This is a genomic window from Clostridium sp. 1001275B_160808_H3 (assembly GCF_015550425.1).
Taxonomy (GTDB): domain Bacteria; phylum Bacillota; class Clostridia; order Clostridiales; family Clostridiaceae; genus Clostridium.
This window is the reverse complement of record NZ_JADNAT010000004.1, coordinates 107,676-120,000: the sequence shown is the minus strand read 5'-3', so window position 1 is coordinate 120,000 and position 12,325 is coordinate 107,676. Positions and strand designations below refer to the sequence as shown.

General features: G+C 26.6%; 11 protein-coding genes, 1 riboswitch and 1 other annotated feature. Of the genes, 2 read left to right on the top strand and 9 right to left on the bottom strand.

Translation table 11 applies throughout. The annotated features are described in order from the left end of the window. Nucleotides 1-43 precede the first annotated feature (43 nt). Nucleotides 44-144, bottom strand: a riboswitch (glycine riboswitch). A 366-nt stretch (nucleotides 145-510) separates the two neighbouring features. Then, the gene (gene aspD, locus I2A75_RS04645) at nucleotides 511-2,163 is read left to right on the top strand and encodes an aspartate 4-decarboxylase (protein ID WP_195263305.1); all 1,653 of its coding nucleotides are present in this window, start codon (nucleotides 511-513) and stop codon (nucleotides 2,161-2,163) included. A gap of 103 nt (nucleotides 2,164-2,266) precedes the next feature. Here the strand turns inward: aspD and I2A75_RS04640 are convergent, their stop codons facing one another. From I2A75_RS04640 to I2A75_RS04600, 9 genes are all read right to left on the bottom strand, one after another. After that, the gene (locus I2A75_RS04640; protein ID WP_195263304.1) at nucleotides 2,267-2,935 is read right to left on the bottom strand and encodes a VanZ family protein; all 669 of its coding nucleotides are present in this window, start codon (nucleotides 2,933-2,935) and stop codon (nucleotides 2,267-2,269) included. A 15-nt stretch (nucleotides 2,936-2,950) separates the two neighbouring features. Continuing rightward, complete coding sequence (locus I2A75_RS04635; protein ID WP_195263303.1) at nucleotides 2,951-3,268, bottom strand: PadR family transcriptional regulator; 318 nt, start codon at nucleotides 3,266-3,268, stop codon at nucleotides 2,951-2,953. 364 nt (nucleotides 3,269-3,632) lie between these two features. After that, nucleotides 3,633-5,303 (bottom strand): 2-isopropylmalate synthase, encoded by a 1,671-nt coding sequence (gene leuA / locus I2A75_RS04630; RefSeq protein WP_195263302.1) that lies wholly within the window; start codon nucleotides 5,301-5,303, stop codon nucleotides 3,633-3,635. 57 nt (nucleotides 5,304-5,360) lie between these two features. Further along, nucleotides 5,361-5,558 (bottom strand) — a binding site (T-box leader). Between the two features lie 73 nt (nucleotides 5,559-5,631). Beyond that, nucleotides 5,632-6,591, bottom strand: a complete 960-nt coding sequence (locus tag I2A75_RS04625; protein WP_195263301.1) for a D-2-hydroxyacid dehydrogenase — start codon at nucleotides 6,589-6,591, stop codon at nucleotides 5,632-5,634. 13 nt (nucleotides 6,592-6,604) lie between these two features. Next, complete coding sequence (gene ppaX, locus I2A75_RS04620; RefSeq protein WP_195263300.1) at nucleotides 6,605-7,237, bottom strand: pyrophosphatase PpaX; 633 nt, start codon at nucleotides 7,235-7,237, stop codon at nucleotides 6,605-6,607. 237 nt (nucleotides 7,238-7,474) lie between these two features. Continuing rightward, nucleotides 7,475-8,365 (bottom strand): radical SAM protein, encoded by an 891-nt coding sequence (locus tag I2A75_RS04615; protein WP_195263299.1) that lies wholly within the window; start codon nucleotides 8,363-8,365, stop codon nucleotides 7,475-7,477. Nucleotides 8,366-8,376: 11 nt separating this feature from the next. Beyond that, a complete protein-coding gene (locus I2A75_RS04610; RefSeq protein ID WP_195263298.1) occupies nucleotides 8,377-9,141 on the bottom strand; it encodes a GNAT family N-acetyltransferase in 765 nt (254 codons plus the stop codon). Then, nucleotides 9,141-9,794: a GyrI-like domain-containing protein gene (locus I2A75_RS04605; protein ID WP_195263297.1), complete on the bottom strand. Its 654-nt coding sequence runs from the start codon at nucleotides 9,792-9,794 to the stop codon at nucleotides 9,141-9,143. Before I2A75_RS04605 ends, I2A75_RS04610 begins: the two co-directional genes overlap by 1 nt. A gap of 112 nt (nucleotides 9,795-9,906) precedes the next feature. After that, entirely contained in the window at nucleotides 9,907-10,815 is a 909-nt protein-coding gene (locus I2A75_RS04600) for a YafY family protein (RefSeq protein ID WP_243242010.1), read from the bottom strand. A gap of 418 nt (nucleotides 10,816-11,233) precedes the next feature. On the opposite strand from I2A75_RS04600, the gene I2A75_RS04595 reads away from it, so the two are divergent. Further along, entirely contained in the window at nucleotides 11,234-12,322 is a 1,089-nt protein-coding gene (locus tag I2A75_RS04595) for a serine hydrolase domain-containing protein (protein WP_195263296.1), read from the top strand. Nucleotides 12,323-12,325: the final 3 nt, after the last annotated feature.

The following is a 12,325-nucleotide window of genomic DNA, read 5'->3' as shown; positions in this document are numbered from 1 at the left end:
ATAGGTAAATAAGCCCTAAAAAATAATAAAACTTTATAGACCTATCTTATCCCCTGTCCTTTTACCTGAGAGTTTCAATAATTTAAAATTTAAATTATCTTGCTCCTTCGGTGCTCATCTCTGAGTCTCTCCAGAGGTTCGTCCAATAGCGGTCCTAATACCTGAAAGATTTACTTCTTCGGTGGATTTATCTAAAAATCTCTCTCCCACTACCTTCAACCGAACATTATTAAATTGTATTATAATTATATACGCTTATACTAAAAATTTCAACTATTCTTTGTATTAATTATAAAATATCCACTTAATAATTTTTAATTTTATAATTATTAACATTTAACATATTAATAATTTTATATCTTTTATGACTTATATATTTTAATAAATTAGCATTTTTTGCATCTTTTATTTCAGTAATTATATTTTTTGCAAGAATTCCTTGATTTTTTAGAATATGGCTATATACTATTTAGTAGGAATTAATAGTATATTTGAAAAGGAGTACCCATAATGGATATAACATTAACAAAGGATTACTTATCAAACCTTTATGGTAAAATAAGCCCTTTCGAATTTAAAGATAAATTAATAAAATTAGCTAACCTTAATAAAGAAAAATTTAATGGAAATATTTTAGATGCTGGTAGAGGTAATCCTAACTGGACTTCTTCAACACCTAGACAAGCCTTCTTCACTCTTGGGCAATTCGCAGTATTAGAATGCCAAAGAAACTTATGTATGGATGATTTAGCAGGTATGGTTAGCAAATCTGGTATTTATGAAAGATTTTTAGATTATTATAATAAGAATACTAATTTACCAGGAATTCATTTATTAAAAGAAATAATAAACTATTGTATTGATGAACTTAATTTTATTCCAGATGATTTTCTATTTGAAATTACTGATGGAATTATTGGTGATAACTATCCAGTTCCAGATAGAATGCTTATGCATATGGAAAAGATAGTTAATAAATACTTACTAAAGGAATTATGTGGTGATACTAAATTTAATAATAAATTTGATGTTTTTGCTGTAGAAGGTGGAACTGCTGCAATGTGTTATATTTTTGATTCTCTAACAGCAAACAAGCTGTTAAATAAAGGTGATAAAATTGCTTTAATGACACCTATATTTACACCATACTTAGAAATTCCTCACTTACCTAATTATAATTTTGAAGTTGTAAGAATTCATGCAAATGAATTAGATGAAAATAATAATCCAACTTGGCAGTATCCAATTGAAGAATTAGAAAAACTTAAAGATACTGGCATAAAAGCATTATTTATTGTTAATCCAAATAATCCTGCTTCAATAGCATTAAGTGATGAATGTAAAAACAACTTAGTTAATGTAGTTAAAAACTACAATCCAAATTTAATGATAATAACTGATGATGTTTATTGTACATTTATAGATAATTTCAAATCTATAATTGCACATTTACCATACAATACATTAGGAGTGTACTCTTTATCAAAATACTTTGGTGTTACAGGTTGGAGACTTGGTACAATATTATTAAGTGAAAATAATGTATTTAATAATCTTTTATTAAATCTTTCTTCTGATGATAAAATTGAAATAAATAAAAGATATAAACATATGTCATCTAATCCTAATGATATAAAATTCATTGACAGATTAGTTGCAGATAGTAGACAAGTTGCCTTAAATCATACTGCTGGTTTATCAACTCCACAGCAAGTTCAAATGGCATTATTTTGTGCATTTGCTCTTGTTGATTCTAATAATAGGTATAAAAATCTCACTATTGAGATATGCAAAAAACGTAAAGCTTTATTATTTGAAGGTATGGAATTAGACCTAGTAGAAAATCCTAATGATGCTTCTTATTATACTGAATTAAACATAATTGATTGGGCAAGAAGTAAATTTAATGAAGATTTTGCTAACTATATATTATCAAATTATACGCCATTTGATATATTATATGATTTAGCTAAAAATTACTCTGTGATTCTATTAAATGGAGATGGATTTGCTTCTTCTGAATGGTCTCTAAGAGTTTCACTAGCTAATCTAAATGATAATTGCTACTATATCATAGGTAAAGTTTTAAGAAAAATTCTTGATGATTTACTTAAAGAATGGCAAGAAAATCAATGGTCAGAAGAAAAAGCTGAAAATTTATAAAACTATTTAATACTTTAATATATAATAAAAATCACAAAAATAAAGGTCGGGTTTATGCTCGACCTTTTCTAGTTCATAATAAATTTGTTCAATAACAAATTTATTATATTAATTTAGCAGTATTTACGTTCAATATAGTCTTATGTATCATCTTTAATAATCCATACCCAATTAAGCATCCTACTATTCCTATAATTATATAATCTATACATACAATTCCATGTCCAAGTGGAATCTTAATAAGTTGTAACGTTATTGATATAAATAAATATATTTTAAAGTTGTCAGCAAAGGAGTTATACTTAGAAATTATAATTGGGATGAAAGTTCCAAGTGGAATAAAAGCTATAAAAAACAATAGTTGTGCTTTTAAAAACTCAATACTCATATTATTATTTTGAAAAGATTCTGTTAAGTGAAATAATGTGCGTTTAAATGGAATTAGCCAGTTTATATTAATCCTTGTATGAAAGAAATCAAATCTAAAGGATGCATAGAAATATATTAAAGCAAATCCAACACAATATAATCCAAAAATAAAATATAAAAGCTTATTTATTTTTTTACTATTATCAATTACTTTAAAATTATCTTTCTTAAAAGTGTTTATTGACTTTATAGTAGCGTCTTCTTCAGAATAACCTTCATCTTTATAATTATTATAAATTTCAGTCATGTGATCAATAAATTCAAGTTCTAATTCTCTTCTTTCTTTTAATGTCATATCCAATTTTCTTACTGATTTTTTAGCATATTTACATATTTTATTCATGTTAACTTCCCCTATCTACACAATATTTTCTATTAATGACTTAATTTTGTCATATTCATTCTTTTTATACGTAAGATAGTCTACCCCTTTTGTTGTCAGCCTATAGTATTTTCTTTTAACTGAGTTATTATCTCTTTGAATCCAGTAAAATTCCAAGTACCCATTATCACAAAATCTTTTTAATGCAGGATATAGTGTACCTTCTCCTATAATTATTGAGCTATTTGAATACTCCATAATAACCTTAGATATTTCATAAGCGTACATATCCTTTTTACTTAATAAAGATAATATTAATATATCTAAAAATCCTTTAAGTAACTCTTTATCCAAATATTTACTCACCCCCATTAAAATTGTACTGAACTTTACCTCGTAATGCAAGGTATTTTTCTAATTTAGTCTGTAAATAAAAAAGAGGTCGTAACAACCTCTTAATACTTAATCTATTAACAACTAACTCGCATAATAATACTATTACTAAATATTTATTTGATACTACAACAACACTATTTTTTAGTATATTCCATTTACATTTAATAACATAATTAAGAAATGAAAGAATGAAAAGTTCAGATAAAAAATCCTTAAGGATTTTCGAATAAACAGTGCTTTGCATAATTAAATTTAAGATTTATAAAACAAAACTCCCTTCATTCTTTCATTTTTTCATTTAAATAATACTTCTATCCTAATTTTAATTTCTATACAGTCTATTTATTGCACTAAATACTGCTTTTATCGATGCTATAGTTATATTACTATCTACTCCTACTCCAAAAGTAACCTTAGAATTATCTAACCTTTTCATCTCAACATAAGCTGCTGCTTTAGCTTCTGAACCTTCTCCTAAAGAATGTTCTGCATAATCTAGTATTGTAGTTTTAATTAAATTACTTTTAATTAATGCTTTCTTTAATGAATCTATTGGTCCATTTCCTTCTGCTATAAAACTCTTTTCTTCTCCATTGAATAAGAATGTAACATCTATTTTAGTATTTTGTGATTCAATATTTAAACTATCACTATCTTCTATCTTAAATTTTAATAATTTAAATGGTCCTTCAACATCTAAATACTCTTCTTTAAATTTCTCTATAATTACCTTTGGTGATATTTCTCCACGTTTTTCTGTTATCTTTTGTATTATATCTCCAAACTCCTTATGCATGCTCTTTGGCATCTTATATCCAAAATGACTTTCTAATACAAAGGCTACTCCACCTTTTCCAGATTGACTATTTATCCTCACTAAAGCTTCATATTCTCTTCCTAAATCACTAGGATCTATCGGTAAATATGGAACTTCCCAAATATCACTATTTCTCTCTATATATTTCTTCATACCTTTATTTATTGCATCTTGATGAGAACCTGAAAATGCAGTAAATACAAGTTCGCCAGCATAAGGATGTCTTATATGAACAGGTATTTTGCAACACTTTTCATATATATCTATTATTTTGTTTATATTGTCTAATTTTAGCTCAGGATCTATGCCATGAGAAAACATATTGTATGCTAAATTTAATATATCAACATTTCCTGTTCGTTCTCCATTTCCAAATAAAGTTCCTTCAACTCTATCTGCACCTGCCAACATTGCAAGCTCTGCAGTTGCAACTCCTGTTCCTCTGTCATTATGTGGATGTACACTTAATATTAATCTATTTCTATTACTAAAATTTCTAGACATCCATTCTATTTGATCTGCAAATACATTAGGTGTATCCATTTCTACTGTAGATGGAAGATTTATTATTACTTTATTATCATTACTAGCTCCCCATGTATCTAATACAGCTTCACATACTTCAAGTGCATAGTCAACCTCTGTTCCTGTAAAACTTTCTGGTGAATATTCTAAGTATAACTTTCCATTAAAAGAGTTTGCATACTCTTTTACTAATTTTGTTCCCTCTACTGCTATAGACTTTATTTCATCTTTGCTCATATTAAATACAACATCTCTTTGTAATATAGATGTGGAATTATATATATGAACTATAGCTTCTTTTACTCCTTCTAAAGCTTCAAAAGTCTTTTGTATTAAATGTGGCCTAGCTTGTGTTAAAACTTGAACCTTTACCCCTTCAGGAATCAAGTTATTTTCTACTAAAGTTCTTAAAAAATCAAACTCTATTTGAGATGCTGATGGAAATCCAACTTCTATTTCTTTAAATCCTAATTCTATTAAAAGATTAAACATTTTTATTTTTTCTTCTACTGTCATAGGATTAATTAATGCTTGATTTCCGTCTCTTAAATCAACACTACACCATATAGGCGCTTTTTTAATTTCATTATCTGGCCATGTTCTTTCCTTTAACTTGATTGTTTGAAACCTTTTATACTTTTGATAATTCATTTTAATGCCCCCTTATTTATAAATACGGAAAGTTAAAAACCGCATAAACACACTCCTAATTGGAGCGATTTACGCGGTACCATCCAAGTTTTAACTTAATTGAAATAACGGCATAACAATGCCGACAAAACCTACTTCCCCATTCAGTCTTGTAGCTCCTGAGCGAGTTCAAAAGCGATAATATGCGGGCTCTCACCATCTCCCTACTCTCTTTAACATCTCTTACTTTCTACTATTCTCATTCTAAGCCTTTCAATATTGAGTTAATTAGTAATATACTATAATTTTATTTTTTTGTCAAATATTTCTAACTATAATTCTATTATATTTATAGTTCTACTCTTCCTCTTATTTCATCATTATAGAAAGCTCTAATATTTTTAATCACTTCTTCAAACAATCTTTCTCTTGCTTCTACACTTGCCCAAGCAATATGTGGTGTTAAAACTAAATTTTCTTTATTTTTCATAGATATTAATGGATTATCTTCTTTAATAGGTTCTACTTCAAATACATCTAAAGCAGCACCAGCAATAAACTCTTCATCCATTGCCTTTGCTAAATCTGCCTCAACCACTATTGGACCTCTCCCCATATTAACTAATATAGCCGACTTTTTCATTTTTTTAAGAGCATCATAGTTAATTAAACCTTGAGTATCTTTATTTAGTGGCGCATGAACAGAAACTATATCAGACTTATCTAATAATTCATCAAAGCTTACTCTATTATACTCACTATTTGAATTTTTTCCTGAAGTAGAATAGTAAATTACATTAACTCCAAAAGCTTCTGCTATCTTTGCTACTCTTTTTCCTATTGCTCCAAAACCTATAATTCCCCATGTTTTACCTTCTAATTCATAAAATGGCTTACTAACATTAGTGAAAAGACCAGACTTTGCATAATCTCCAGATTTAACATAATTATCATAATAAGATAATTTATCATATAAAGATAAAACTGTTGCAAAAGTATGTTGAGCTACTGTATTTGTTGAATATCCTGCAACATTTGTAACTGCAATATCATTCTTCTTTGCATATACTATATCAATATTATTAAAGCCTGTAGCAGTCTCACATATAAGTTCTAGGTTCTTAGCTTCTTTTAGATTATTTTCATTCAATACTACTTTATTAGTTAAAATTATATTAGCATCTTTTATTCTTTCTACTACCTCTTCTGGTCTCGTAGTATCATAATAAGCTAATTCTCCAAATTCTCTTAATTTAGTAAAATCTAGTTCCCCTAAAGTTTTTCCATCTAAAATTACTATTTTTTTCATTTTACCCTCCTAATTATAATAAAGTTAAAATCTCCATTGGCTTATCTATAAAATAATCTGGCTCAGATTCTTCTAATTTATCTATTCCTATAAAAGTATAATTTACTGCACACGTCTTGCATCCTGCTGATTTTCCACAATATATATCATAATGACTATCTCCAACCATAATAGCTTCATTTGGTTCTATCCCTAATTCACTACATGCTTTAAGTGCTGGATCTGGATTTGGTTTGTGAAGCTCTGTTGATTCTGGAGTTATAATTATATCCATAAAATCATATATTCCTGCTATCTTCATTCCTCTTATAGCAAGCTCAGCTCTTTTTGATGTTACTATACCTATCTTAATTTTCTTTTCCTTAAGACTAGTTAAAAGTTCTTTAACTCCATCAAAAGCAAAACACATAGTATCATGTATTGCTTCATTATACTCTCTATAATAAGCTACTAAATCTGCAACATCTTCTTCTTTAGCATGCTTTTTAAATGGCTCTCCTAGAGGCCTTCCAAAAAAGTCTACTATTTCTTCTCTTTTTAATTCTATTCCTAATCTATCTTTAAAAGTTTTATCAAATGAATTATATATTAATTCGTTTGTATCTAATAATGTTCCATCTAAATCAAATAATACTGCTTTAATCATGTTTATCCTCCTAAATTTAACCTTTATCATATGCTAATAAACTTTATAATTATAATAACATATAAAAGATGCTTGTACAAAATTAACTATATTAATTGAAATAAAAAGATGGACATATGTAAATTGGCTTATTACCTAGTGACTTAAACTAAGTACAAATTTACATATATCCACCCAAATATGAAGTAATGAAATTATAAATAAGGAATACATAATTAAAATACTTAAACCTTATATTTAAATATTAAATAAGCTTAATTGCTCATTATTATATTCCCTTTTATAGACATAAATTATATCCTCCATATTATAAAGTAACCCCAATCTTCTACATTCATTTGTAAAAACTTTATATAAGTTTCTAGCATTAGGGCTACTACATCTATACTCATTCCCAAAATTTCTTATATATTTGTCTTTAACTCCTGGGAAAGATTTATCTATCATATCAAAAAAGTAGTTTCTTTGATTAGATCTTAAAGTTACACCAAATGCAGGATATATAAATTTAGCTCCGTTTTCTTTTGCTAGCCTTACAATATTAATTATATTTTCTTCTCTATCATTAATAAATGGTAAAATCGGCATTAATAAAATTCCAGTATAAATGCCTTCTTGTGATAATTTTTTTATTGCTTCAAATCTCTTAGATGTAACTACTACATTAGGTTCAATTTTTCTGCACAAGTCATCATCTGCTGTTGTAATTGTAATTTTACAAAGCACAGGTGAATGCTTTTTAATTCTTTTTAAAACATCAATATCTCTTGTAATTAAATCACTTTTTGTTGCAATTGCTATCCCAAATCCATTATTATCAATGCTTTCTAATGCACTGCGTGTTAAAGAAAGCTTCTTTTCAAAAGGATTGTAAGGATCACTCATAGCCCCTGTTCCAACAACTCCTTTTTTCCTTTTAGATTTTAATTCTCTTCTTATTATTTCTGAAGAATTTTCTTTAATTCTAACAATATCAAAATTTTCTATTCCATAGCATTCACTTCTACTATCACAGTATATACATCCATGACTGCATCCCTTGTATATATTCATGTTATAATTAATCCCAAACCAATTATTACTTTCCCTATATCCTGATATAATACTTTTTGAAGCTATATAATCCATATAAATCTCTCCTAAACAAGCCCTTTCTCTATAATAAATTTATTAAACTTGCTTTCTGATAATATTTCATTTGTTATAAATTCTCCATTATAAAATAAGCTATAAGTTGTAGATAGACATGGAGAATTTTGTGCCTGTTCTTTAGTTTCAAACTTAATTACCTTTATATCAATTCCATTTTCTCTTGAAATCTTCTTTATTAAATCAACATATTTGCTTGTATAAGGACATTGATCCGAATAATATACTATTAGTCCATTCTCATCACATATTCCATACTTTGCATAACTTTTAAATTTAGGTACATTATATTCATCTGAAAATGGTAAATATAATAACTCATAATAAGGATTAGCTATATCACATACTTTAAAACCTTTATACTTTAGGTATTCTGGATCTGATAAAAATGGCATTTTCTTTTTTGATGAAAGAGTTATAATACCATTCTTTCCTTTTCTTTTTGAATCGTCAATGCATTCATTTAATAATCTGTTAGCATACCCTTTGCCCTTAAATTTTCCAGATATCCAAAAACAATTTATATACATATAATTATCGCCTTCAATAGGTACCCATGCATTTTCTATTGTAATATATTCAATAAATGCTTTACCCCTCACATTTATTTTATTAAATATCAATCCATCATTAAATCTTTCTTTTAACCATTCCTTCTTTAAATATACTCCACATTCACCTTTTTTATCTGATAAAGAGCAGCAAATATGTTCACAATCAATATTGTTATAACTTAATGTTATAATTTCCTCCATTACTTCCTCCTAACAGGATGTCTTATAATAGTTTTCATCTTTTCTTTATTAACTTTTCTTGGATCTGATAAATAAATTTCGTGGTGTCTTCTAATTTTACCCTCTCCGTCAATTCCACAAATATCATTAATTAAGTTATTTTCTTCAATATATTTATCAATTTTTTCAGTAGTTATGTGCTCTTGGTCAAATGGTCCAATATGCATACATTGAACACATAATCCTTCATTAAATATTTCTAATCTAGCTTTCGATACATCAATATTAGACTTTTTCTTTTTAAGTTCTTCACAAGCAAGATTAAATATTTCCTTTGTTACAAAATCCGGTTGTCTTATCATAGAAGTCCAAATATATTTATCCTTTTTACTAAAATCCATATCATCATCTTTTAACCACCATAGTCCTTCAAGAGGTAGTACAACATAATCGAAATAGTTCTCTATTTTATTTCTTATGTCTTTATTCATCTTTATTGTATAAGACAAAGAATATAATAATTCAATGGCAGCTTGGTATTCTCCATCTTTATCATTCGGATTTCCCTTTCCATCTACTATTATAAATGTCATTGCAGGTACAGTTATTTCCATAGGTTGTGTTTTAGGTAAGTATAAATCCTTAAAAGCTTTTTTATAATCTAATTTTTCCATTTCTATTCCCCCTAGCTTATCTTTTATAATATATCTAAGTATCAATTGATAAAGTAATTTTAGTAACTATAGTTATATTATATAAGCTTTAATATGACACCATTCTGTCATATTAATATTTATTTAAAGCAGATATTAGCCTTTTTTTTATTTCTTCTCTTATATGTAAAGGCTCAAGAACTTCTATATTTTCTCCAAAAGACATTAGATATCCAAATAGCCAATCCCCTGATGGATAATCTAAATCAACTATAAACTCACCATTATCATCTAAAGAATGATTTTGAAATTCATCATATATCCTAAAGCCTAGCTTCTTATTTACTCTTAATTTAAGATGTATTAATTTATTAGAATATCCTATATCTTCTTCTGAAAATAATTTATTAGGAGCAGTTCTAGTAAACTTCTCTGAACTAATCTTTACATTATTCATTCTTGTAAGCTTAAAGAATCTATTATCTTTTCTTTGCTTACAATAAGCATATAAATACCATCCTTGGCCTTTAAAAACTAATTTCAAAGGTTCAACACTTCGTTCTAGTGATTCTCCCTTTGAATTAAAATACTCAAAGGATATTAAATTTTTATTTATTATAGAATTCTTTATAGATGTGAATTTATCTCCTAAATCATTATTTTTATCCCAATTTGAAAAATCAACTTCTATCCAATTTTCATTATTACCGCCTAAAAATGAACTTAATTTAGATAATGCTCCATTAAACTCATTTTGGTTAACAGCATTAAGACCTTGCATAGCTGCTAATATCTCTTTCTTTTCTTCATGTGATAAAACTGTTTTATTTAATATAAAGTCAGATAAAAGACTTATTCCTCCACCTTTACCTTTAGCCATATAAATAGGAACCCCAGCCTGAGATAAATCTTCTATATCTCTATAAATAGTTCTTTGTGATACTTCAAAATACTCTGCTAACTCTTTTGCCTTAACATTCTTCTTATCTAGTAAAATATATATTATTTCAAATAGCCTATTTCCCTTCATATTATCACCCAAACACAATTTATTAATAATATATAGGTTCTATCCTTTCCCATATATTAAAAAGACTACACTCTATAATTAATTATTAGAAATGTAGTCTATAAAATTCATTTTTTATTTTTTCCATATTAAATATTATATTATAAATATAGTAATGTTCATATTATAAACTCTTAATATTTATAATATTTTAAAAATTATTATTAGATTTTACTACTGGTATCCAAATTTCACTTTTAAAATCCTTCTTACTTTTGTCTGGACCTCGTTCCAAAGAATTTTAGGACCGCCTGCTGATTCATAACCTTAAATATCAATCACTAAATAAATTATAGTATAAGTGATATAATTTGGAAATATATTTATATTTAATAATATATTTATATTAATTACTAATTAAAAAATTAATTTAACGTGGAGTTGTATTTGAGTGAAAAAAAAGATTTTAAAAGTTATTTTAATATTATTAGGAATAGTTGTTTTAATCGGAATAATAATATTTATCAACAAAATGTATCAATTAAGTCGGCTAGAAAAAATGAGTTCGAAGGATATGATAAAATATGTAACTAAAGATGATGATAATAGTAAAATTTCTGTTGCTATAATAAAAGATGGAACAATAGATTATGAAATTTATAATAAAGATGGAAAACAAGAAAAATATACAAAATATGATTATGAAATTGGCTCAATTAGTAAAACTTTCGTATCTCTAATTCTTTCAAATGCTATGAGTGAAAACAAAATAGACATTAACGATTCTATTAATGAATATTTAGAACTTGACAAAGATAAGTATTATCCTTCAATAAAAAGACTTATAACCCATACATCTGGCTATAAATCCTATTATTTTGATAAACAAATGATAAATAATCAGTTTAATGAAGATAACGACTTTTATGGTATTGGCAAAGAAAAAATACTAAACAAAGTAAAAAATATTGATTTAGAGGATAAAGATTATAAATTTCAATATTCAAACTTTGGCATATCTGTTATAGGACTTGTTTTAGAAAAAGTCTATAACAAAGACTTTGTAACTCTAATGAATGAATTTATTACCAACGAATTAAATCTTGAAAATACAAAAGTTGCTACTTGTACTGGAAATTTAAAAGGTTATTGGAATTGGAAGCAAGATGATGGATATATTCCAGCTGGAGCGATTATATCTGATATAGAAGATATGGCAAAATACTTGGAATTATATATGAATTCTGATACAGATTATATAAATAATACTAGTAAAGAATTAAAAGAAATAAATGCTAATAATTTTATGTATGAAAAAATGAATATAAAAATGGATAAGATAGGAATGGCTTGGATTATTGACACAAAAAATGATATTATTTGGCATAATGGAGGAACGAGTAATTTTAATAGTTATATTGCATTTAATAAAGAAAAAAATACTGGAGTAGTTATTTTATCTAATACGTCTCCAATGAAAAAAATACCTATGACTGCTATAGGTGCAAAAATAATGAACGAACTAAATTGCATTTACTAATTT

Bases quoted from the DNA above. Each gene is read 5' to 3' on its own strand.
- aspD (WP_195263305.1), top strand. From the start codon at position 511: ATGGATATAACATTAACAAAGGATTACTTATCAAACCTTTATGGTAAA.
- I2A75_RS04640 (WP_195263304.1), bottom strand. From the start codon at position 2,935: ATGAATAAAATATGTAAATATGCTAAAAAATCAGTAAGAAAATTGGAT.
- leuA (WP_195263302.1), bottom strand. From the start codon at position 5,303: ATGAATTATCAAAAGTATAAAAGGTTTCAAACAATCAAGTTAAAGGAA.
- I2A75_RS04625 (WP_195263301.1), bottom strand. From the start codon at position 6,591: ATGAAAAAAATAGTAATTTTAGATGGAAAAACTTTAGGGGAACTAGAT.
- ppaX (WP_195263300.1), bottom strand. From the start codon at position 7,237: ATGATTAAAGCAGTATTATTTGATTTAGATGGAACATTATTAGATACA.
- I2A75_RS04615 (WP_195263299.1), bottom strand. From the start codon at position 8,365: ATGGATTATATAGCTTCAAAAAGTATTATATCAGGATATAGGGAAAGT.
- I2A75_RS04610 (WP_195263298.1), bottom strand. From the start codon at position 9,141: ATGGAGGAAATTATAACATTAAGTTATAACAATATTGATTGTGAACAT.
- I2A75_RS04605 (WP_195263297.1), bottom strand. From the start codon at position 9,794: ATGGAAAAATTAGATTATAAAAAAGCTTTTAAGGATTTATACTTACCT.